The organism is Paenibacillus sp. AD87 (genome assembly GCF_001659845.1).
Classification (GTDB): Bacteria; Bacillota; Bacilli; order Paenibacillales; family Paenibacillaceae; genus Paenibacillus; species Paenibacillus marchantiae.
Window position 1 is genome coordinate 203032 of the sequence record NZ_LXQN01000019.1, and the last position, 22426, is coordinate 225457.

Sequence of the window (22426 nt, forward strand, 5' to 3'; positions counted from 1 at the left end):
GCGCGTTATAGCGGAAATTTCCGTTAATCTTCGTAAATATGCAACTTTTTAAGATTTGGCGTGTTTAGTATATAAGGAGCTTTTATAGTAGAAGCTGTTTTGCGCGCAAAAAGGCATGTCGTAGAATGCGAGAGCATTTCTGATAGAGTCACAAGCAGAATGGGATGTCCGTTCTGTTGTACATAGACGCTTCATTCCGAGTTAATGGGAGTGGCAGCGATATGCAAAACGAGTTTTTATGCAGGAACGCATGGAAGAATGAGTTGGTATTTACGGTACACGCGTAACGGAGGACACAGAACGAAGCTGGAGAAGCGAAGCGTTCGCCTTTATGAACAAATTTTCACCTTATTTAGAGGGTAATCAATAAAATTTGTGAGTAACAGCGATCGGAAGCTCGGCTGTGGCCGGAGTGGGGTAACGTAAGGACACAGTCGTTGGCCATGCGACAACGATCGGGCGGCAGTCAGGGTCTTGATGCGTGACAACGAAGGGGAGAGGATCACGATGGGATTGTTTGGAGACGATTTTTATTCAACCAAAGTATCAAGACGCGCCGAACCTGAACAGAAAGGTAAACTTCAGATCATTCGCCCTGGAGGCAGGGGCAGGGGACGGGACCGCTGGCAGAATCCACGCAAGTCACGCTCGGGTTTTAGCTCCACGGTCAAGGTAGCCGTGATCAGTTCGGTAATCAGCTCCATCGTGACCGTTACGCTGTTCAGCTTTATTATGCAGCCTGCATCATTACCTCTAGCGAACGCTGCAGGGAACGGCGGAGGCGGTACACAGACAGCGCAGGCGGCTGATCCGTACGACCGGATTATCCAGGCAGCTGCGAAGGTTCGCCCTTCCGTGGTGAGCATCGTGAACCATAAAACGGGCAGCAGCCTGTCGATGGAAGATTCTGCGCTGGGATCAGGGGTCATTTTCAAAAAGGAAGATGGCAAAGCCTACATCATGACCAACCATCACGTCGTGGAAGGTGCGAGTGATCTGGAGATTGTTACGGTGGACGGGGAAACGCATAAAGCGAAGCTGGTGGGCAAAGACCGGGTGAGTGACATTGCGGTATTGTCTGTGCAAGATGATAAGGGCATCGGTCCAGCCGCAGAGCTTGGTGATTCCAGCAAACTTCAGCGCGGTCAAACGGTGCTGGCGATCGGGAATCCGCTCGGTCTGGGCGGTACGCTGACATCCGGTATTGTCAGTTACACAGATCGGATTCTGCCGGTATCCATTAATCAGGACGGTGTGTATGACTGGGAACAAAACGTGATCCAGACGGATGCGGCGATTAACGAAGGCAACAGTGGCGGGGCACTGGCCGATCTGAACGGCAAACTGGTCGGCATCAACACGATGAAGATCTCGGATACAGGCGTTGAAGGCCTCGGCTTTGCGATTCCGATGAACGAAGTGATGAAAACGGTGGATTCCTTGCTGCTGAACGGCAAAGTATCTCGTCCATATCTGGGCGTATATACTGTCGATCTGAGCAATCCATATGCTCCGCTGGATGACGAGCAGCGTAAAGACCTCAAGCTGCCATCCCACGTGGACAGCGGTGTGGTTGTACTGGAAGCGTCCGGTCCGGCGTCCGAAGCGGGCATGAAGCTGAATGATGTCATTACGGAATTTGATGGGCAAAAAATTACCTCTACGCTTGATCTGCGGAAATATCTGTACGATAAGAAGAAGATCGGCGATACGATTGAAATCACCTTTTACCGGGATGGCAACGCCGAGAAGGTGTCGGTGAAGCTGACGGATAAACCGGAGTAAGAGAATTGCTTTCATGTACATGGCACACAGAAATAGGGTAATAAAGGAGAGTCGATCAACTTGTTGATCCGCTCTTTTTTATTGCACTAATCTTGATTTACATATAAACCACATTCATGAGGTTACAGTGGGGATTTTGTCGTTTCCCAATGATAGGTTAGGACCAGAGCCAAAGTCTCTGTTATAAAGGGTTCCAGTTATGGTAAACTGTTGGGAATGTGTTGGTGATGGGCGGCTGTGCGAGTAACATCTGTTTGTCGATCTGTATTCTCAATCTGGAGTGGAAGGGGTTAATTCAATGAAACGGTTGACGAAAACCATGGTGGGGGGAACAAGTCTGGTATCTGCACTGTTTGTTTTGTCCGCATGTACTTCTGAGGTGTCCCCGTCAGGGACTGCTGATGTTAGTGGTTTACAGGAGCAGATTACAAGTCTGGAGAAGAAGCTTGCGGACCAGAGCGAGAAGAATAGTCAACAGAACAAGAAGATCGCGGATCTGGAGAAAAAGCTGGAGGAGCTGAGCACCACCGTGATTGCGGTGAATGAGCCTGGAGGTAAAGCACCTGTTGGCTCGGGAAACAACGGATCGGCTGGAAAGGGAGATGGGGTGCTGATTACGTTTGCCCAGTATGAAAAGCTAGAGGTTGGCATGGCGGTAGAGGAAGTTATCGATATCCTTGGTGGTGAAGGCGAGGCATTGAGCGAAGCAGAAAATATGGTGGTCTACAATTATAAGGGTACCGGCGGTTCTGGTGCCAATGCGGTTATTGCGTTTCAAGGTGGCAAGCTGCTGACGAAGGCGCAGTCGGGGCTGGAGTAAGATACAATATCCATTGAATATGGATTCGAATACAATAGGACGATGGCTTTCATATGTGCGGTAATCTGAATAGTAACGAATGAGTGGGATAGATTAGGAATTTGGAGAAGTGTTACTTTGGGATGCCAACGGGGTGTCGAGAAGTGACGCTTTTTTGGTTTTATTTGTGCTGAAATGAGAGGATTGGTGGAAGTTGGACACGATAAATGGGGGCTAGGGGTTTCTTTTCCGCTGCAGGTGTGATAGAACAGAGAAGTGGCTATCCTGTATGGATAAGCGGTTGTGAATCGGGAGCATAGCTGGATACAGAAAGGATGCTTGAACGGATGTACGTTGTATGCAAAGAACACGTGGACATCGCCATCGACATGTTTGTTGATGAGTATGAGGACGCTCCAGATATCGTTGATCTGAAGGAGACGGAATTTGCCGATTGGGACCCGCCTGCGAAGTGCGCCGAGTGCGAACAAAAGGCCGAGTATCTAGTCGTCTAGCGTACTGTGTAGGCATCCGCAGTTGGTGCGTCTGTCATGGATGCACTCGCTCGCCTGCCATCCGGTATGAACATCACAGGCAAGAAGCAAAGAGAGCGTGTCGGAGCGCTCTTTTTGTGTTTTTGGCGTGTTTTGCCTGAAATAGGGTGTCTCATTTATTTAGATACTACGGTAGCCATAATGGGGCTGGATAAGGTGTGTGGAGTTCGTTAGCTTTAAATATTGGAACAAACGATGTGTTGAAGCATCTTACTTATAGATTATCTCGCAGGACGATTAGGAGGAATGAATCTTCATGTTGATTCAGATTATTGGCGTAGGCAAACTGAAGGAAAAATATTTGACGCTGGGCATTCAGGAATATGCCAAGCGGCTCGCCCCGTACATCAAGTTTCAGATGATCGAGCTCGCAGACGAAAAGGCGCCCGACACCCTGAGCGAAGCTGAGGTGCGGGCGGTGAAGGAACGCGAGGGTGAACGCATCCTCGCGCATGTGAAGAGCGAGGCGCATGTGGTTGCGCTCGCATTGGACGGCCAGCTCTGGAGTTCCGAGGAGCTGGCAACAGAGATCGACAAGCTCGGCACGTATGGGACGAGCCATGTCGTGTTTGTCATCGGAGGAAGCCATGGGCTCTCCGATGAGGTGCTGCGCCGCGCGAAGCAGCGCTTGAGCTTCGGGCGCATGACCCTGCCGCATCAGCTCATGCGGCTGGTGCTGGTGGAGCAGATTTATCGCGCAGTGAAGATCAATCGGAATGAACCGTATCATAAGTAGGACGAAAAATTCTAAGCAACCACTCGTTCCCAATACTCATTTTTCAGCTTATTATTTTTCACTGTGCCAGTCATAAAGGAACATATTATTTGATGACCCCCGAGAAAAGAAATAAATCGAAGAAAAACCATGTTTGGCTTGTTAGCCAAAACACGGTTTTTTTCATTGTTCCACTGAACTCTAATCGGCTTCGGCGGCTATTTTCTACCTAGTGTCTCCCAAATTTCATGGAGCCAGGAATCGAACTCAGCATCTTTGTCGCCCTCGTAAGTATCATAGATATCCAGACGTGTCTTTTGCAGTTTTTCCTTAAATTGCTCAAATGTGTGACCTTCAGGAAGGCTTTTTTTAATCCGTAGTAAAATTTTGTTAAGGCCCTTAAACAGCTCGCCCTTATTTTTAGCAGGCATTTGTACATCTTCATCCAATTGCTTGAGCTTGAGATATGCGGCTTCGCGCACTTGGAACACTTGGTCATTTGTCAAAACATTTTGCAGCAATTTAATGGTAGGGGCTGTATCCCAGTTCCCCAATTCATTCACCGCATTTAGTCTTTCTCTCCAGTTTGCTGTCCCTTTGCTTGCCCGTTTGAGCTCTTCAAGGTTTTCCGGTAGTTCGTTAACTGCTCCAATATCATGGTTGTTCGTCAAAATTCAATCTCCTTAATCATCGCCATCTCGGCAGAATGATGAATGTTATTTATGTGAACACTATTATAGCACGAACCTGACTAAACTACTCCTATGAAGCCGATTGACAGCCTATACATCACATTCACCAATTCATGTTTTTGCAAGGGTAACAGAACAAAAGTTTTTGTATTCCATCCAGCTTAGCCCAGAATTAGATCACTTTTTGCCAAAACATTAGTATCCACTATTTTCTATGTCAGCATACAACCTTGATGCTGTTCCAAATATAGAAGTAGATAAGGGGGAATAGTTAGTAATAAATGCAATCGTCACACCCTAGTGCGCTCCATCCATGCTGTTGCCCAGTCGATCAACGGTCGTTGTTCCAAGAACCGGACATCAGCGTCTCCAACTTTATGAATCTTCACGTTTTTTTCGGTATCGTAGTGCTGCCCTAATTCAATAAAATCTTCGTCGTTTACGGCTTGGGTATTGTAAGTGACCCATTCGCGCTTGCCGTTAATCATCATGGCGCTACTTTCCTCGGAGTACTTCTTGCCAGGAAAATTTGCCTTTGTTTCTGCCAAATGCAGCGACGTGTTTTTTTCGTAGCCCACGCCAACCAAAAGCACATGGCCGTTTAACTGGTACAGCTTATCCAACGGGGAGCCATCTCCAAAAATGTTGCTTAAATCATGATTTTCCGTTATATATGACGCATGATTGCCCACCGCCGCTATGGAACGCGCAGGGTGGTGTGACCTATGGGCTCCCGGCCACTTGCGAAACATCTCGGCTACGACACCCATACCGATTGCGGGGGTAACCTCCTTATCATAAGCGGGCCAGTGTTCTCTAATGGTAGGCCACCACTCTACGGGCTCCTCCCAATGCACACCTGTAGAAGGGTCGAGATTTTTCCACGTTTGGGATGGCATGATCAGAGTTCCTTTTGCTCCAATGATTTCAAGAAGGGATCGAATGAACGTCTCTGCTCCGCCTACAACAAAACCGAGCTTGCTTAACGAAGTATGAACCATGATGGTTTGTCCCTCCATGAGTCCGCAGCTTTTGAACTTGTGAATGAGGTCTTCTTTGGTTAGGATCACTCTTGTTTCCTTCATGATCATCATTGGAATCTCCACCTTGTCATTTTAATAAAAAAACAAAAAACAACCCGGCTACAAGTAGCGGGGTTGTCTCTAGCAATGCTAGCGAAGCAGTGCCCTAATATTTCATTATATTGTACCAATCCTGTATCTATGCGGCAATAAAATTTACTTTGTTTCAGGAAGGCTGAGAGTGTTTATGGTGATTTTGAGCGTTTTAATCTATGGATACCTTTAATTACTTCGACTCAGTGAGTCGGCCCACAAGCAATCCGTACATCACTAGTGCGAACAAGGTAATGATTGAAAGGATCCATAATACCGTTCCAAAAGATACTACATCCATAAGAGATGCGGTATAGGTGATGCCTATGGAAGCGGATACATTTAACACCAAGTTGTAGAATCCAATTGCTGTTCCTGACTTTTCTGCAGGGATGGAGCGTACACAGGATTCAAGCAAAGGCGCGTACATGAATGCGAATGACCCCGAGAACAGCAGCATGGAGAGAACATATACAGGAATCGAGCCTCCAATAAGGCCGGGTAAAGCCAAGCTGAATACGATTATGCCCATAGCAATGGAAACGGCTTGCTTATTGGTCAATACTTTTGCTATTTTTCCAGACAGCGAACCGACTATTATCGCCGTTACATAGCCTGGTATCAGCAGCAGTGAGATCGTGTCGAGCTGAAGATCATACAGCTTTTGAAGCAGGAATGGGAAAATAAAGATGTAGCCCAGTTGAACGGAATAAATCACAAAGGCTATGGCAAGTACGGATGCAAACCGTTTATTTTGAAAAAAGGAAATCCCAATGAACGCCTTCTTACTTTTACTGATATAGCCAAGAAAAAGTGCTGCAGTGGCTACGAAACTCATAATAAAGATCCAGTTGAAATCCGTTAAATACATCAACACAGACGTAGTAATGGCCGATATGAGAATCAAACCGATGAGATCAACATGGCTCTTCCGAGATCGTTCCTTCGGCAAATATTTAAGAATGAAGGGAATTAGGATTAAGGACAGCAGCGGAATTAAGAATAATGTTGACCAACTTAAATAGGTGGACACGTACCCCCCGGTAATGGAACCGATAACAAGAGAAAGTGAATAGCTGCTTGTGCTGAGACCCAGGAACTTCTTCTGTTCATCTTTGGGCAGGTGTTTCATTACATAAATAACATATAAAGTTTCAGCTGCGGCCAGACCTGCAGTCTGGATCATACGAGCAATAACAATGATTAGATAAGAGTCTTGAAAAATATACCCAATAATCGAACCTATGCAGATTAATATAATCCCTGCAACCAACAGCTTTCTGATACTGATGGAGTCGGCCAAAGAGGCATAGATGACGGCGCCAATCCCAATCACAAGTCCCGCTAATGAAGCTTGCAAGCTAACCATAGTTGCAGAGATTCCCAGATCATCGCCTATTGCTACTGAAACCAACTTGAATGAGTTATCGATGATTAAGGCAAAGACGAAAAAGAGCAGAATGACAGGGACTGCCCTTTTCGCTTGAAAGGGCGGGGTATTTTGCGGTGTATGTTCAGTTATTGTAGCCATTCGCCACATTCCTTTCCGGAATCAGATGATCAAGCAAGTTCCAGTGCAATTTCCATCATTTTAGTAAAAGCGGTCTGTCTCTCTTCCGAGGTCGTGGATTCATGTCTGAAAATATGATCGCTGATCGTCAAAATACACAGGGCGTTAACGCCCGCATGTGCTGCGTTCATATACAGGCCAGCAGATTCCATCTCGGCGCATAGAATTCCCATCTCACTCCATCTCTTCAGCGCCGTTGGGTCCGCATTATAGAAGATGTCACTGGAGAGCACATTGCCTACATGAACCTTCTGCCCCTGCGCATCGGCTATTTTCTTGGCTTTTTCCAACAGTTCGAATGATGCCGTAATCGAATAGTGACCCGGAAGGTTGTACTGGTGTCCATAATTGGAATCGGTTGCAGAACCCATCGCGAAAACAATGTCATACAGGTTCAAATGATCTTGAATCGCCCCTGCGGAACCAATACGAATGAGATTCTTCACACCGAATACATGAATCAGCTCCCATGAGTACAGACTCATGCTTGGTGTTCCCATTCCAGTACCCATCACTGATATTTTTCTATCCTTGAAAGTTCCCGTATAGCCCAGCATACCGCGAACATTATTGAACTGGACGACATTTTCCAAATAGTTCTCTGCAATAAACTTTGCTCTTAAGGGATCGCCTGGCAATAGAATCGTCTCTGCGATTTCTACTCCTCCAGGTTGAATATGCGGCGTTTCTTTAGGGGATGTGCTCATTTCAAATCTCCTCTTCTTTATGAATTGGTATAGTTGTATAAAAAGTTGTCTAATTGGTATGAGAATAAAGTACCACACATCGCATTCTCTATCAACTAATTTTTTATGGAATAAATTCCCGCATTCTTTCCTGGTAGTCGATCTTGTATGCAAAAGGGCAGTGACCTCTCCTATATGGAGAAGTCACTGCCCTGCAATGATAATAAGTCCTATGGTTTCGAAGCATTAATTACAATCTGGCTAAATTCTTTAGGAATATAATATTTATTGTATACAATAGGGTACTGTTCATTTACATATAGACTTTCCAGCAGCAAATCGCACCCCTCGCCGGCATCCAGTTTATATTTTTGAGATGAGGCATTCATCACGGTGGAATGTCTGACCTCTACCGTTGCAGAGTTAGCCAGCTCATATACCTTGTTCTCAAGCATGTCCAGCAATTGTTCTTCATTCTGGAGATCCAGGTTCAATTCTGTTACGGCCTCAATGGCCATAAAGGTAAATCCGTAAGCCACCGCTTGTCCTTTACTCATATACCAACGTTCAATGGCTACTACAGCTGTGGCTTTTCTTTTCAGAACCTCTTTCGTGTAGTCACTCTCAAGGTCCAGTCTGAACTGGATGTCGACATGATCAATGTCCTCTGTATGGCACTTATAAATAGGATTTCCGATTTTCTCCAGCCCAACATTCCTCTGCACCATTCGAGTTCGGGTAACAAAGTTCCCTTTACCATGAATACTCGTCACCAGTCCGTCATCTTGCAATAGAGCTAATGCTTGTCTCAACGTCATTCTGCTTACGTCGAACATTTTGGCAAGTTCAGGTTCAGCAGGCAATTGACTATTGGAGGGGAACACACCACTCATGATCTTTTTGAATAGTTCATCGTATACGGTGAGGTATAGCGGTTTTTTTTCTTTGGGTAGATGTCCCGGCTTTATTTCCATCGGTTCACACACCTATTCTCTTAATTCATCAGTTAGAGCATATTATAGCACACCTGTAATCGTTGAGTTTGGGCGAATCTTAGGTCTGAAATTTTGTTTAATCCGCTTCTTACGAAGTAGTAACAGATAAAACTACGTTCCTTTCTCTATCAATCTTTAAATTTTTTACATCCATTTGATATATTCTACGACTTTTATGAATTGAACTATGGTAAAATATTTCAGGATCTATAATTGGAGAGGGGTTTTGTTAATTCATGTATTGGAAAAAAGTTCTGGGCCAAAGCACAATTCGTGTGGCAACTGCTGCACTACTACTCACCCAACTATTGGGCGCAGCAGGTTCTGTCTCTGCCGCAGGCAAAGATGTAGAAGTACACTTGATTGGTATCAATGACTTCCACGGTCAGTTAGATACCACATCGATCGTTAGTGATAAAAAGGCAGGAACGGCTCCAATTCTAGCAACCTACTTAAAAGAAGCTCAAGCAAAATATGAGCATTCCCTACTCTTCCATAATGGAGACTCTGTGGGTGCATCTGCTCCAGTCTCATCTCTCGATCGTGACGAGCCTACCATGGAATGGATGAATATGATGGGCTTTGATGTAGCTTCTCTAGGCAATCATGAATTCGACCAAGGTGTCGCTGCTTTGAAGGCACAAATCTTTGGTGGCCTTGATCCAAAAGAAGGAAAAGTAACTCATGCTGGTGCAAAATTTGATTACGTCAATGCAAACGTCATTGAAACTGCCACTGGCAAAACATTGATTAAGCCGTATGTTATTAAAGAAGTAGGCGGAGTCAAAATCGGATTCATCGGATTAGTGACGAAATCCACACCTGCCAAAGTATCCCCATCTGGGACAGCTGGTGTGCGTTTCTTAAGCGCAGAAGAAGAAGTTGAAGCCGTTAATAAATATGCAAAAGAATTGCAAGATAAAGGTGTAGAAACGATCATCGTTTTGGCGCATGATCCAGCAACAACCAAAGAAGGCGTAACCACTGGAGAAGCGGCTGATTTAGCAAAAGCTTTGCCAGCAGATTCCCCTGTTGACGTTATCGTTGCAGGTGACAATCATGCCTTGGCTAATGGAGAAGTGAATGGGAAATTGATCGTTCAAGCGTATTCTTATGGTACGGCATTTGAAGATATTAAATTGATGATTGACCCTGCAACTGGGGATGTAACTGAGAAATCAGCTACAGTTACATCGACTTTCCAAGAGGGTGTAAAAGAAGACCCTGAATCTTTAGCTATTATTAAAAAATCATTAGACAAGCATCCTGAGCTTACTAAGCCAGTAGGTACAACGGATGGTTCTGTTACTCGTACAGATGCTTATAATAACGAAGCCGCTCTGGGCAACCTCATTGCAGATTCAATGCGTGAAGCAGATTTTGGGGATAAGGCAAGTGCTGCTGACTTTGCATTTATGAATCCAGGTGGTATTCGTGCGGATCTGCCAAAAGGCGATGTGACCTTTGCTGATCTTGCTAAAATCCAACCTTTTGGTAATACTCTAGTGAAACTGGAGTTGACTGGCGAACAAATTAAAACTTTGTTGCAGCAACAATGGGGTACCAACGCTGATGGTACACCAAACACCAAAACTCTACAGATCTCTGGTCTGAAATATACTGCAGATTTCAATAAACCAGTGGCGGAACGTGTTACTGGTCTCACTCTTGAAGATGGCACACCTATTGATCCTGCAAAAACATATACGGCTGTAGTTAACAACTTTATGGCTGCAGGTGGAGATAACTATAAAGTGCTGGTAGATGCTAAATCATCCTTGGCTGGTCCTATCGATCTGGATGTATTCTACCAGTACATTGTAGATACGTATAAAGGCGCTGACATTGTGGCTAAAACGGAAGGACGTATCACGAATCTAGCTGCATCTAAAGAAGAAACAGAAACACCTGCAACAACAGAATTTATTTCCCGTGCTGAATTTGTTAGTACTTTAGTAGACCTGATGAAACTGAACGAAGTAGCTGCAGCACCTGCATTCAAGGATGTAGCTGCTAACGCTTCATATGCAGATGCAATCGCTGAAGCAACTCACGCTGGATTCATTCAAGGCTACGGTGGTAACTTCAATCCTGATCGTGATATCACTCGTGAAGAAGCAGCTACCATTCTTGCTAAATTGGTAAAAGATCAAGCTTCTGATAAAAATGCGGCTAAGATCATTGCAGGTTTTGAAGATGGCAAAACCGTTTCTACCTATGCGGTGAAATCTATGGCAAAACTGATTGACAAAGGTATTCTTAGTGGAGCAGAGAAAAATCTGCTTCAACCTAAACAAGGTCTTTCTACTAACGATGCAAAAGCTTTAATTCAAAAAGCTGTTGCAGCAAAAGCTTCATAATTTAAAAAGAATCTATCATTCTCGAACCACCTGTGTAACAACACAGGTGGTTCTTTTTGTTTTGATGACAACCTTATAAGGCCCCTCAGGCCACCGGACAAACGCACTTTTTGTTCCTTGTCCACATTTATACCTTACCAAAACATTTGAAATGCATTTAATAAAACTATCAATAATAAGGAGGTTTTGATAATGGGAAATAGAAGACCTGGAGGACCAAGAGGTGGTTATGACCCTGTTCAGATCTATAACTCTACTTCGTTTAATGCGTCTGGAAAAGTTGAATATGCATCCATCTTTTGTAGTGACGACAATTATAGTGTTTTGCGTGACGAGACTTGGAGAGCTTCCAGCCGTGGAGTCTGCTTGGTAACTAGAATCACCGCAACGGTTAGAACGCCAAGTGGAAATATTGAAGCCGAGCCGTATACTTCTTCCGGTACCTCTTACAACCAGTTTGCCATTATACAGGTAGGAGTAAATAAATTCCAAGTGACACGTGTTACAAGTGCCACGAGACGCCTCAAGTAATAACTGAAGCGATCATGATCATCATAAGCATCAAAATTTAACCTAAAGAGACGACTGGCCGTAGAAAAAGGCTGGTCGTCTCTTTTTTGCTTTAATGTTTCTTGTACCATAATATTTTGCGATGCATTGAGGAATCTTTCAAAAGCCGGAAAGGCCGTAGGTCCGGTTTATAATTACCTTCGATGATCCAGATTCGATGTTTCCTGTCGATACCTATATCGAACCCGACTTGTCTAAGCGTAGGGTAATGCTCTCCCAGTCGTTTGGCAGAAGATAGTGCAATGTGTTCCGCTTTGATAAGCAGGCTCCTCGGATCTTCAATTCGAGATAATTTGAATGCCTCCAACACTGGAATGGTGCGGCTAGTCACATTCGTGACTAGATATCCCTGCTCCGCAACTTTAGCGTAGGAGCCGGTAACGTTCCAATTAACTGAAGAGCCTTTTTTGCGCTGAACAATGATTCGAATGTCGAACGGCTTGTGCCCAATTTGGGCAAGATACAGACGTTTTTGGACAATGTATCTATGACTTTTGTTTCTTTTGTGGAGCCATTGGAGTACCTTGTCGGTGTCTCTCATGATGACCACATTATTTTCATTTTGAATACGATAGGTTTTTACACCGTTCCGTTTGATAAAAATGATATCTCTTCCATAACTTCCGTTACGAGGTTTCAGTACGATGCTTTGATATTGAAGCAACATCTTCGTTAAAGTGTCCTTTTTAAGTAACTGTGTTTCTGGTAAACGTCCGGCGAGAGAGGACGCATTGCGGAGAATGCGATACTGCAACCATTTATCTCTTTTGATTAACATTGGAATCACAGCCTTTTTCCAGACTTCTACGGTAATTCTAATTCAAATCAGTGATCAGCATAAGAGGCCATTCGTCTATATTTATGAGAAAAGCTAGAACGCAAAAAGGCTACTGACATCACGTTGTCAGTAGCCTTTTTGTATATTAAGAGCATGCGAATAGCGCAGTGCTTTGGAGATAGGGTGACCTTTCTCATCATATGATTATAGAGGTGGAATATATTTATGAGCAATGTCAAATGGGAAGTGGATCCGGATCACAGCTCTGTTGAGTTTTCGGTGACGCATTTAATGATTAATAAAATCAAAGGTGTATTCGAGCAGTTCGAAGCGGTTTTAAGTTTTGACCCCAACGATGTAACAACCCTGGGTATTCAGGCTTCCATCGAAGCAAATAGTATCACAACTCGCCAGCGGCAACGAGATGAACACCTGAAGAGTGATGAATTCTTTCATACTGCCAAGTATCCAGCGATTACGTTTCAAAGCACCAAATGCGTTCTTACTGGCGAACGGCAATATGAACTTGCAGGCAATCTAACGCTGCATGGCGTAACAAAACCTATCACTTTTCATACCGTTTTTGAAGGGATTAATAAAGACCCTCGAGGCCGGGAACGTGTGGGATTTCATTCGACTGCCAGTATCGATCGTAATGAATTTGGCTTGAGCTTCAACTCGCCTCTGGAAAAGGATGGAATTGTCGTCGGAAATGAAATAAGTATCGAGCTATATATTGAAGCAATTCGAATAGAATAGCATTGTTACATGATATCTGAACATTCACTCGCCATAATCGTGGCGAGTTTTTCTTTGTGTATACCACAGACCTATTCCTAGTATTTTTCACCTATACACTAGCACAAATGCGAATACAACTTTTTTACCAAAATATATACAAGTTGTTCGTTTACTGTATACTCTTTCGATGTTATACTCACAGTATTCAAAAAGAATTTGTGAAAATATGTCGAATTGAGGCTTAACTAGGATGATTATAGATAAAAGTGAAGACGGCAAAACGATCATCCTTATTCCATCGCTTGAGCCAGATGAGAGACTTCTAGCCTATGTACGGCAATTGCGAGAATATGGCTTGACCCATATTGTCATTGTAGACGACGGATCTGGTGAGGCGTATCAATCGATTTTCGAAGAGCTGAGTGAGAACGGGTGTGTCTTGCTTCGGCATGCGGAAAATCTGGGAAAGGGTGCTGCACTTAAAACCGGATTTAAGTATATCGGACAGCAGTTCGATGCATCTTCGTTCGTCGTCACTGCGGATTCAGATGGGCAGCACGCAGCTGAGGATGTATACAGACTTGCGAAAGAAGCCAGGCAGCATCCTGATGCATTGGTTCTCGGGGTAAGGAACTTCAGCGAGGGAGGCATACCGCCGAAATCTTTGCTGGGTAATCGGATGACGTCCTTTATTTTTGCTATGCTTTACGGTAAAAAGCTATCAGATACCCAGACCGGACTTCGAGCTTTTGGCCCCGGACTACTTGCTTTCATGCAAGATGTTCGCGGTATCCGGTTTGAATATGAGCTGCAGATGCTCATCTCGTGTATTCAGTCCGGTATCCCGATTCATACCATGCCGATTCAAGTCATCTATGAGAATGGAAATGCAGGGACACATTTTAAAGCGATTCAGGACAGCGCTCGGGTGATGGGTGTGCTGTTCTCCAACTTCCTGCGGTTTATTTCCTCTTCCGTTGCGAGTTCTGTCGTTGATTTGGGAATTGCATGGTTTTTGATCGACTTTTTGCGGCCTATATTGGGTCAGCAGGATTATCTAAGAATTCTGCTCGCCACCGTGATTGCGAGAATTATTTCTATTGTCGTCAACTATGTACTGAATAGGCACTTTGTATTCCGTAAAGAGGATAGTCAGGGCAGTCTATGGCGCTATTTGACGTTGTGCGGATTCGTGATTGTGCTTTCCAGTACGGGGGTATATTTGTTCCATACGGTTTTCTTCGTGGATGAGAAAATCGCGAAATTTGTCTGTGATGCCTTGCTGTTCCTGCTCAGTTTTCAATTGCAGCGAAGATGGGTATTTGCAGCAAGGAGGAAGCAGCTGTAGTGCAAAACGAAAAAAGACAACATATTTTCTTTGTCATCACCATGATCCTGATGTCGATTTATTTGCTATGGCGGATGTTCTTTACACTGCCATGGGGAGAAGGCGTTCTGAACGTCATCTTCGGCATGCTCTTAATTGTGGCTGAGACGGTAACCGTACTGACCACCTTTGAATTGTTTTTTCAAAAGATGCAAAAGGAACGCACGCAGCTCGACTTCCCCATCGTTCCTCCCGATTTTTATCCTCATGTGGATGTGTTCATTGCCACCCATAACGAGCCGGTTGATCTTTTGTATAAAACCGTCAATGCTTGTACGTTCATGGATTACCCTGACAAGCAGAAGGTTCACATCTATCTGTGTGATGATGGAGCACGACCTGAGGTGGAGGAGCTTGCGAAGCAGTTTGGCGTAGGATATCTGGGTTTTCCCGGCAACAAGCATGCCAAATCAGGTAACCTGAATAATGCCCTGAGCAAAACCTCTTCTCCACTCATTGCAACCTTCGATGCAGATATGATCCCGCAACACACCTTTTTGATGAAAACCGTCCCATATTTCCTGCTCTCCACGTTTATAGAAGAGAACGGGAGATGGCGGCTTCGCCGTGAGGATGAAATAGATAAAAAGTTCAAGCTGGGGCTGGTACAGACCCCTCAGAGCTTCTATAATCCGGATCTGTTCCAGTTTAACTTGTATGCAGAGCAAGGAATTCCGAATGAACAGGATTTCTTCTCCAGAGAAGTGAATATCCTGCGTAATGCCTCCAATGCGGTAGCTTATACCGGAAGTAATACGATCATTTCCCGGAAAGGTATGGAAGAGATCGGCGGTTTCCCGCTGAACACGATCACCGAGGACTTTGAGACAAGCATCCGCTTACAGCAGGAAGGCTATATTACCTATGCGACTCAAGAGGTTCAAGCTGCCGGGCAGACGACAACAACAGTCCCGAGCATGATTAAGCAGCGAATCCGCTGGGCAAGGGGTATTATTCAGAGCCTGCAGAATACGCGTGCTCCTATATCCGAGAAGCTTCCTTTCTGGACGAGGGTAACCTATTTAAGCAGTTTCTTATACTGGTGGTCCTTCTTTAACCGTTTGATTTTCATTTTGGCACCTATTTTATTTGCACTATTCGATTTCAAGATTGTAAACACAACCTTCTGGCAAATCTTAATATTCTGGCTTCCTTCCTATTTCTTCTACAGTGTATCGATGCGTTATCTGTCGAGTAATATTCGGAATCAGCGCTGGAGTCAGGTTATTGATACGATATTTATGCCTTATCTGATATGGCCGGTTCTCCTTGAAACGCTGGGCATCCGCGAGAAAAAATTCAAGGTTACGAATAAAAGCAGAGCGATCGGTCGGAAATGGATGTCTGCTCTGTTATATGCACTTCCGCATATCTTCCTGCTTTTGCTTTCGATTGCGGCTGTGATTCGGTATGTTAACGGTAAATATGGCATCGCACTGTTCTTCAGTAGTATCATTATTTTCTGGCTCATTCATAATATGATTGCGCTGTGTTATGCCCTGTTCTTCATGATCGGCCGTCGTGCATATCGGGAGACAGAGCGGATTCGGGCGCAGGAGGATGTCATGATCCACGATCAGGACACGAATGTGCGCTATGAGGCCAAGACAGTAGATGTATCTGAACAAGGTATTGCCTTTTATGTCCCTTATCCCATTTATCTACCTGAACAGAAGACGATCTCTCTGGTCGTAAAATCCGAGCGGTATGAGGCCAATCTTAAGGCGGTCATCGTTTATGTGAAACAGGATGGAGAAGGCTGGCGTTATTCCGCTACGGTTCAGCCGATTGATGAGACGGATAACCGTCAATACATGCAAATCATCTATGACCGTAAACACTCGTTGCCAGAGCAGATGAATCTGTGGGATACGGCTTACGACGATATGCTTCGCAATGTAAAAAAACGTATTGTTCAACCTAGATCGGATCAACGAAAAATGCCGAGGCTTTCCCTTCAGCTTCCAGTTCATTTCACCAATCATGCTGGATGTACGCTGCGCAGCTTCAATTATCGTTTCTTTTCCGCCACGGGTCTTCATGGTGATATTGCGGCAGGAGCGAGTGTTACTTTTTATACGAAGAGTAACATTGAAGTCATTTTGCAGCATACAGGGAAAACAACAGCCAATCGTCGCGAAGTGCTTCTCTCGGTGGAGAATATTGATGATATCGTGGAGCGCGGTTTGATTGATCAATTGCTGAGTGATTTGACCCATCCACATGCCGAGCGTTTCACCAGAGAGGGTTAGGAGAGATAGAGATGCTGTATATGCTTCAACTTGTGATGGGAGTTTTATTGATATTCTCCTTTATTGGTTACATGCAGTTTGTTCGAAAGGCACTATCTATACGTTGGGAGTTCATCCCTGTATTTGTGTTTTCCTCCATAGCATGTATTGTCTTTCTTAGCGGTTTGGCAGGGCAGCTATACATTGGCAGCCTTGTCCTTCTACTCGTCGGATTACTATTGTATGGAGGAATGGTGTTTCTCGGAATGCGCCGAGGGGCATCCTTTCGCATTTCTTTTTCCTTATTCCAGTTTTCATTCCTGGCAGGGACATTCATTTTCTTACTGGTACTCTTCCAAAATCAATTGACGCACTACGATAATTTTTCCCACTGGGCGATTGTTTTGAAGCAGATGCTTAGCACAAATGCTTTTCCGACACCGGATTCGAACCTAATTGATTTTAAAAATTATCCGCTAGGGACTTCGTCATTTATTTATTACGTCTGTCGCTTCATGGGACATTCCCAGTCTGTGATGCTCCTGGCACAAGGTTTGCTGATCTTTTCCTGTTTTTACGCCATGTTTGGTATCGTCTCCGAGAAGAAACGTTTTCTGCTGTATGCGTTTCTCGGACTCGGGTTATCTACACTGTCTTTCTTCAACCTTACGATTCGGATTACCAACCTGCTCGTGGATTTCTTGCTTCCCATCTATGCGCTCGCTATCCTGGCGGTCGTATACCAATATCGTCATGATATCAAACGAGCATGCATTATCATGCTCCCGCTTGCAGGTGTGCTGACAGTCATCAAAAGCACAGGCATTATTTTCGCAGCCATCGGTCTGATCTTCCTGGTGTATACATGGCTAAAACACAAACAAAAGTTCAGTTGGAAAACTGCGCTGGCTGTTATTGGCACCATCTGCGGTTCACTGATTCCATACTTCGGCTGGAGCTGGCGAATGGCAACGGTGTTTCAGGGCGTCGATAACAAATTCGATGTGGCCACTTCCGGGATTCAATCCGGCAAAACGGCGGAGCAGATGCATGAGATTCTGTGGCTGTTCTTAAAATCGAGTACGGATATTACGACACGGCCGGTCATCGGTATTGTCATTTTCCAACTTGTAGCGATTGCGGCTTCGGTATTTGCCTATGTGGTGCTCAAGAAGAAGTGGAATTTGTGGAAAGCACTGATTGCACTGGATGTTGTATTGTTGCTGTATTATGCAGGTATTCTGGCGTTATATCTCTTCTCCATGCCGATGGATGAGGCGATCGTGCTGGCTGGTTTTGAGCGTTATGCCTCGAGTATTGTGGTACTGTTCGCCGGTGGATTGGTGCTGTGCGCTGCAATTGACCTGGAGCGTTCATTCCACTATCGGATTGGTGAAGTGCCTGATTATCAAGCCTTCAAGACGGTCGAGACAAAGGGGCACTATCAAAAAGGAATCATCGGCTGTATGGCGATTGCAGCGACCATTCTTTTATCGGAATACAACGGGATTGTCTCGATTGCCAAAACGTACGATACAACGCTCCCTTATAAAATCCATGCGGTTACCGGCGATCGCTGGTATAAAGGTGGTCAGGAGGACAACAACAGATATCTGTTCTATGCCTCGGATAAGGACCAGCAGGTCACGAATTATTACATGCAGTATGTCGGGAAGTATTTCTTGTATGCCCCGCATGTGGATGGGATCGTGTTGTTCTATGAGGATAATATGGACAATCTCCTGAGCGGTTACGATTATCTGGTCGTCGTGGAGACGGATCGTAACGCAAAGTGGCTGCTGAAAAAGCACTATGGCATTGACATGAAGGAAGGTATCTACAAGATTACCCGTTCCGGAGAACAGATCATTCTTACGCTGACTTGAGATCATTAGAGTGGATTCTGATTCGGTCAAAATTCCTGGTATAATGTAAATAGCCTGGAAATGAAGGGACTGAACTATGCGCAGATATCAATATCTTAAACCTAACTATTAAATCCTAATGGAGGTAAAAGTATTGATTACAGAGTTACACACAGAACGTTTACAATTGAGAAAAATGAAGGTGTCGGATTCTTCGAGCTTGTTCACCGTTTGGTCTGATCCCGAGGTTACTAAATTTATGAATGTTAGTTGTTTTACTGACTTAGAGCAAGCGAAAGAAATGATCAAACTTCTGGATGATCTCTCTCAAGATCGTAAGGCTATTCGTTTCTCCATAATTAAAAAAGAGTCCAACGAAATTATAGGTTCATGCGGTTATAATTCTTTGGATTTTGACAATTTAAAAGCAGAAATTGGATATGATATTGCTAAATCATCGTGGGGAAGAGGATATGCTTCAGAGGCGGTCTCTACTTTGGTAGATCATGCATTCTCATCTTTAAAACTGAACCGAGTCGAAGCAAAGGTTGATCCCGAAAATGTGAATTCGATAAAGCTCTTACAAAAGCTCCGTTTCACATTAGAAGGAACATTTAGAGAATATGAACGAGTTGAGGGAACGTTTAACGATCTCCATATGTATTCAAGGTTAGTATCAGATTGATTTGATGTTCCCCCCCGGCATAAGAAAGGGATACATGAGTTTTATATAAAGAATATATTCAAAGAGGCCGTTCCGTAGTTGGAGTGGCCTCTTTGTTAATATACAGCGAAACGGGTGAGTCACACATGGCTCGTAGGCGAGTTATTCAATTAGACTTTTCGTTGCGTTATACATCTGTTCGGCGTACTCGTCGACTTCATCTCGGGACATACGTAAGCGAGCGACAGAAGTACCATATCCAATTTCCTGGTGGCCTTCTTCCAGACCTTTGAAGATTCCATCTGCAAAGGCATCCAATGGTTCTCCATGTGTGTGCAGGCCCGCTCCACCCAGATCTGTACTTACTGCCGGAGGAGCAACTTCAATGACCTCTACAGACGTATCCGAAAGCTGGTGTCTCAGGCTGATTGTAAAGGAGTGAAGTGCGGCTTTGGTTGCTGAATATATCGGAGCAATGGCAAACGGTGTGAAGGCTAATCCAGAGGTAACGTTAATAATTGTGGCTTCTTCTTTGGTTGCAAGGTAAGGAGCGAACAGCATGGACAGATGAAAAGGAGCCTCAATATTCGTTGTAATTTCTTTGGCAAAATAACTCCAATCGTTCTTCGCATCCGCTGTCAGCATATTAAACCGTTGTTGGATACCGGCATTGTTTACTAACACATTCACTTCTGGATAGTTTACGGTTACCCAATCTAACAACGCTACACGCTCTGATTCAATATTCAGATCATTCACATACGTAATAAGGTCCGGGTGTGTTTCTTTTGCATGTTGAAGTACTGCTTCACGTCGTCCCGTAACAATGACAGTATTTCCAGCTCTTAAGAAACGTTCTGCAAATGCTAATCCGATCCCAGAGCTTCCACCGGTGATGAGTACTGTATTTCCCGAAAGTTTCATTATAGTATCTCTCCTCTTAGGTATCTTTTTCTTCGTTTCTTTCCTGTATTTGACGGGTGTAACGTGTAATTTTAAAATCAATTCCCTTTAGGGATTCCTGCATCAACGAAATTTCATCCAGCACTGCCTGCTTGTGATTTTGCATCATTTCAAGTCTTGCCTCGAGTGTACAGTTCCCTTCTATGATCCAGTCCATATATTGCTTAATCTGACTAATGGGCATATGCGTGTTTTTTAAACAAACAAGGGTTTCCAATAAGGCCATTTGAACTTCTGAAAATAATCTCCTGCCAGCATCGTCACGCTCCATCATGGGTAGAAGTCCTTTTTTCTCATAAAAACGTAACGTTGAATCTGGAATATTCAATTGAGCTGAAGCTTCGCTAATGGAAAAGTACTTCATGTTGGAGACCTCCAAATAGGTGTTAACTCTGTCGACAGGAATAGCATACGACTTAAACCATGGTTTAAGTCAATAAGGTAAATAAATTTATCTTTTGGAGGGGATATACCTCACGGGTAAAGGAAAGTTGGACTCAGCTATAGCTTATAACTATAACCTGCTATAGCTCTTTCATAGAATAGTAAATCCGATCGGATATGTTATATTTAATCTTATAATTAATTTACGGGGAGATTAAACGATGAGCATTCAAACAGAACCTAAACAGCGGACCGTCACTCCATTTCGATATGATATTGTAGGCAGTTTCTTGCGCCCAAGCGCGTTGAAAGAGGCGAGAGCGAAATACCAAAACGGTGAAATTACTTCTGGGCAACTAGAGGAAGTAGAAAACGCTGAAATTGTGAAGCTCGTGCAAAAACAAAAAGAAGTTGGCCTTCAAGCTGTAACGGACGGGGAATTCCGTCGCTCTTGGTGGCATCTGGACTTCTTCTGGGGACTTGACGGTGTTGACCGGACCATCATTGATCAAGGCTATGAGTTTAACGGTGCCAAATCCAGACCCGAAACAGCACGTCTGACGGGCAAAGTAAGTTTCAGCAGCCATCCGTTCGTTTCGCATTATGCATTCTTAAAAGGTGTTGCTGGCGATGACGTCGTTGCGCGTCAATCCATTCCTGCTGCTGCACAGTTCCTGTTTGAATTGGACCGGGCAGAAAATAAAGAAAGTACGCTAGCCATTTATCCGAACCGGGAAGAGCTTCTTTCGGATATTGCCAAATCGTACAAAGAGGCGATCTTGGCCTTGTATGAAGCGGGCTGCCGAAGCGTTCAAATTGACGATTGCACGTGGGGCGCATTGTGCGATCAGCAGTTCATGGCATTCATGGAGCAGATTGGCGTAAATGTAGCCGACTATGCGAACGAACTTGCGAAGTTGAACGAGGAAGTTGTAGCCGGTTTGCCGGAGGACCTCGTCGTAACGACACATGTATGCCGTGGGAATTACGTATCAACATATGCTGGTGTCGGTGGAGGTTATGAGCCGATTGCGCAAACGCTCCTGAACATTGATAACTACTCCGGCTACTATCTGGAGTTTGATACCGAGCGGGCAGGCGATTTCAAGCCACTTCGTTTCCTGAAAGACAACCAACAGGTCGTGCTTGGGCTGTTCTCTTCCAAATTTGGTGAGCTTGAAAACAAGGAAGATATTCTGAAGCGTATCGAGGAAGCGAAGCAATATGTGGATCTGGACCGGATTTGCCTGAGCCCGCAATGCGGATTCGCTTCCACGGAAGAAGGCAATCATCTGACAGAAGAGCAGCAATGGCAGAAGCTTGCTTTTATCAAAGAAATTGCTGAAGAGCTCTGGAAATAGTTCATAAGCTAAAAGCATATTTTTAGCCAAGATTAGCCGTACGGACAGTGATCCGTACGGCTACTTGGCATTCTAGGCCTTGCATTAGTTTGACTAATGTTGGGTTTATGTTGTTGGGAATCATTTATTTCAAATTTTCATATTGTATAGCTAGTTAAATGAGATACAATGCTATTATAGATAAGGGCATCCAGTGGGATGCCTTTAAATA

20 protein-coding genes are annotated in these 22426 nt (G+C 44.4%); 12 read left to right on the forward strand and 8 right to left on the reverse strand.

Annotated elements, in window-relative coordinates; translation table 11 throughout:
- Positions 1-507 precede the first annotated feature (507 nt).
- The 4 genes from gpAD87_RS24660 to rlmH all read left to right on the forward strand — a co-directional run bounded on the left by gpAD87_RS24660 (position 508) and on the right by rlmH (position 3874).
- The gene (locus tag gpAD87_RS24660; RefSeq protein ID WP_063567361.1) at positions 508-1785 is read left to right on the forward strand and encodes a S1C family serine protease; all 1278 of its coding nucleotides are present in this window, start codon (positions 508-510) and stop codon (positions 1783-1785) included.
- 298 nt (positions 1786-2083) lie between these two features.
- A complete protein-coding gene (locus gpAD87_RS32650) occupies positions 2084-2605 on the forward strand; it encodes a hypothetical protein (RefSeq protein ID WP_231952826.1) in 522 nt (173 codons plus the stop codon).
- Positions 2606-2931: 326 nt separating this feature from the next.
- Positions 2932-3099 (forward strand): CxxH/CxxC protein, encoded by a 168-nt coding sequence (locus gpAD87_RS24670; protein WP_063870633.1) that lies wholly within the window; start codon positions 2932-2934, stop codon positions 3097-3099.
- 295 nt (positions 3100-3394) lie between these two features.
- Positions 3395-3874 carry a 23S rRNA (pseudouridine(1915)-N(3))-methyltransferase RlmH gene (rlmH, locus tag gpAD87_RS24675; protein ID WP_064641467.1) on the forward strand — a complete coding sequence of 160 codons (480 nt, stop codon included), beginning with the start codon at positions 3395-3397 and terminating at the stop codon, positions 3872-3874.
- Between the two features lie 197 nt (positions 3875-4071).
- On the opposite strand, the gene gpAD87_RS24680 is transcribed toward rlmH, so the two are convergent.
- The 5 genes from gpAD87_RS24680 to gpAD87_RS24700 form a co-directional block, all read right to left on the reverse strand.
- On the reverse strand, positions 4072-4524 hold the full coding sequence (locus gpAD87_RS24680) for a HEAT repeat domain-containing protein (RefSeq protein ID WP_064641469.1): 453 nt from the start codon (positions 4522-4524) through the stop codon (positions 4072-4074).
- 311 nt (positions 4525-4835) lie between these two features.
- Entirely contained in the window at positions 4836-5630 is a 795-nt protein-coding gene (locus gpAD87_RS24685; RefSeq protein WP_231952828.1) for an aminoglycoside N(3)-acetyltransferase, read from the reverse strand.
- Between the two features lie 223 nt (positions 5631-5853).
- Complete coding sequence (locus gpAD87_RS24690; protein WP_064641472.1) at positions 5854-7191, reverse strand: MFS transporter; 1338 nt, start codon at positions 7189-7191, stop codon at positions 5854-5856.
- A 29-nt stretch (positions 7192-7220) separates the two neighbouring features.
- The gene (gene deoD, locus gpAD87_RS24695) at positions 7221-7937 is read right to left on the reverse strand and encodes a purine-nucleoside phosphorylase (RefSeq protein WP_063565775.1); all 717 of its coding nucleotides are present in this window, start codon (positions 7935-7937) and stop codon (positions 7221-7223) included.
- Positions 7938-8146: 209 nt separating this feature from the next.
- Complete coding sequence (locus gpAD87_RS24700; protein ID WP_063565776.1) at positions 8147-8890, reverse strand: GntR family transcriptional regulator; 744 nt, start codon at positions 8888-8890, stop codon at positions 8147-8149.
- A gap of 257 nt (positions 8891-9147) precedes the next feature.
- Here gpAD87_RS24700 and gpAD87_RS24705 point away from each other — a divergent pair, with 257 nt between their 5' ends.
- The gene (locus gpAD87_RS24705; RefSeq protein ID WP_064641474.1) at positions 9148-11271 is read left to right on the forward strand and encodes a 5'-nucleotidase C-terminal domain-containing protein; all 2124 of its coding nucleotides are present in this window, start codon (positions 9148-9150) and stop codon (positions 11269-11271) included.
- Positions 11272-11463: 192 nt separating this feature from the next.
- Positions 11464-11802: a hypothetical protein gene (locus gpAD87_RS24710; protein WP_064641475.1), complete on the forward strand. Its 339-nt coding sequence runs from the start codon at positions 11464-11466 to the stop codon at positions 11800-11802.
- A 91-nt stretch (positions 11803-11893) separates the two neighbouring features.
- Here the strand turns inward: gpAD87_RS24710 and gpAD87_RS24715 are convergent, their stop codons facing one another.
- Positions 11894-12619 carry a YheC/YheD family protein gene (locus gpAD87_RS24715; RefSeq protein ID WP_064641478.1) on the reverse strand — a complete coding sequence of 242 codons (726 nt, stop codon included), beginning with the start codon at positions 12617-12619 and terminating at the stop codon, positions 11894-11896.
- A 225-nt stretch (positions 12620-12844) separates the two neighbouring features.
- On the opposite strand from gpAD87_RS24715, the gene gpAD87_RS24720 reads away from it, so the two are divergent.
- The 5 genes from gpAD87_RS24720 (at position 12845) to gpAD87_RS24740 (ending at position 19528) form a co-directional block, all read left to right on the forward strand.
- On the forward strand, positions 12845-13378 hold the full coding sequence (locus gpAD87_RS24720; protein ID WP_064641479.1) for a YceI family protein: 534 nt from the start codon (positions 12845-12847) through the stop codon (positions 13376-13378).
- Positions 13379-13610: 232 nt separating this feature from the next.
- Entirely contained in the window at positions 13611-14708 is a 1098-nt protein-coding gene (locus gpAD87_RS24725) for a bifunctional glycosyltransferase family 2/GtrA family protein (protein WP_064641481.1), read from the forward strand.
- Complete coding sequence (locus tag gpAD87_RS24730; protein ID WP_064641483.1) at positions 14708-16999, forward strand: glycosyltransferase family 2 protein; 2292 nt, start codon at positions 14708-14710, stop codon at positions 16997-16999. Before gpAD87_RS24725 ends, gpAD87_RS24730 begins: the two co-directional genes overlap by 1 nt.
- An 11-nt stretch (positions 17000-17010) precedes the next feature.
- Positions 17011-18864: a hypothetical protein gene (locus tag gpAD87_RS24735; RefSeq protein ID WP_064641484.1), complete on the forward strand. Its 1854-nt coding sequence runs from the start codon at positions 17011-17013 to the stop codon at positions 18862-18864.
- Between the two features lie 133 nt (positions 18865-18997).
- Positions 18998-19528 (forward strand): GNAT family N-acetyltransferase, encoded by a 531-nt coding sequence (locus gpAD87_RS24740; RefSeq protein ID WP_064641486.1) that lies wholly within the window; start codon positions 18998-19000, stop codon positions 19526-19528.
- Between the two features lie 141 nt (positions 19529-19669).
- Here the strand turns inward: gpAD87_RS24740 and gpAD87_RS24745 are convergent, their stop codons facing one another.
- The gene (locus gpAD87_RS24745; RefSeq protein ID WP_064641488.1) at positions 19670-20431 is read right to left on the reverse strand and encodes an SDR family oxidoreductase; all 762 of its coding nucleotides are present in this window, start codon (positions 20429-20431) and stop codon (positions 19670-19672) included.
- Between the two features lie 16 nt (positions 20432-20447).
- Positions 20448-20834 (reverse strand): MerR family transcriptional regulator, encoded by a 387-nt coding sequence (locus tag gpAD87_RS24750; protein WP_064641490.1) that lies wholly within the window; start codon positions 20832-20834, stop codon positions 20448-20450.
- 241 nt (positions 20835-21075) lie between these two features.
- Here gpAD87_RS24750 and gpAD87_RS24755 point away from each other — a divergent pair, with 241 nt between their 5' ends.
- Positions 21076-22215, forward strand: a complete 1140-nt coding sequence (locus gpAD87_RS24755) for a 5-methyltetrahydropteroyltriglutamate--homocysteine S-methyltransferase (RefSeq protein WP_064641491.1) — start codon at positions 21076-21078, stop codon at positions 22213-22215.
- Positions 22216-22426: the final 211 nt, after the last annotated feature.

Bases quoted from the DNA above. Each gene is read 5' to 3' on its own strand.
- gpAD87_RS24660 (WP_063567361.1), top strand. From the start codon at position 508: ATGGGATTGTTTGGAGACGATTTTTATTCAACCAAAGTATCAAGACGC.
- gpAD87_RS32650 (WP_231952826.1), top strand. From the start codon at position 2,084: ATGAAACGGTTGACGAAAACCATGGTGGGGGGAACAAGTCTGGTATCT.
- gpAD87_RS24670 (WP_063870633.1), top strand. From the start codon at position 2,932: ATGTACGTTGTATGCAAAGAACACGTGGACATCGCCATCGACATGTTT.
- rlmH (WP_064641467.1), top strand. From the start codon at position 3,395: ATGTTGATTCAGATTATTGGCGTAGGCAAACTGAAGGAAAAATATTTG.
- gpAD87_RS24685 (WP_231952828.1), bottom strand. From the start codon at position 5,630: ATGAAGGAAACAAGAGTGATCCTAACCAAAGAAGACCTCATTCACAAG.
- gpAD87_RS24690 (WP_064641472.1), bottom strand. From the start codon at position 7,191: ATGGCTACAATAACTGAACATACACCGCAAAATACCCCGCCCTTTCAA.
- deoD (WP_063565775.1), bottom strand. From the start codon at position 7,937: ATGAGCACATCCCCTAAAGAAACGCCGCATATTCAACCTGGAGGAGTA.
- gpAD87_RS24700 (WP_063565776.1), bottom strand. From the start codon at position 8,890: ATGGAAATAAAGCCGGGACATCTACCCAAAGAAAAAAAACCGCTATAC.
- gpAD87_RS24705 (WP_064641474.1), top strand. From the start codon at position 9,148: ATGTATTGGAAAAAAGTTCTGGGCCAAAGCACAATTCGTGTGGCAACT.
- gpAD87_RS24710 (WP_064641475.1), top strand. From the start codon at position 11,464: ATGGGAAATAGAAGACCTGGAGGACCAAGAGGTGGTTATGACCCTGTT.
- gpAD87_RS24715 (WP_064641478.1), bottom strand. From the start codon at position 12,619: ATGTTAATCAAAAGAGATAAATGGTTGCAGTATCGCATTCTCCGCAAT.
- gpAD87_RS24720 (WP_064641479.1), top strand. From the start codon at position 12,845: ATGAGCAATGTCAAATGGGAAGTGGATCCGGATCACAGCTCTGTTGAG.
- gpAD87_RS24725 (WP_064641481.1), top strand. From the start codon at position 13,611: ATGATTATAGATAAAAGTGAAGACGGCAAAACGATCATCCTTATTCCA.
- gpAD87_RS24735 (WP_064641484.1), top strand. From the start codon at position 17,011: ATGCTGTATATGCTTCAACTTGTGATGGGAGTTTTATTGATATTCTCC.
- gpAD87_RS24745 (WP_064641488.1), bottom strand. From the start codon at position 20,431: ATGAAACTTTCGGGAAATACAGTACTCATCACCGGTGGAAGCTCTGGG.
- gpAD87_RS24750 (WP_064641490.1), bottom strand. From the start codon at position 20,834: ATGAAGTACTTTTCCATTAGCGAAGCTTCAGCTCAATTGAATATTCCA.
- gpAD87_RS24755 (WP_064641491.1), top strand. From the start codon at position 21,076: ATGAGCATTCAAACAGAACCTAAACAGCGGACCGTCACTCCATTTCGA.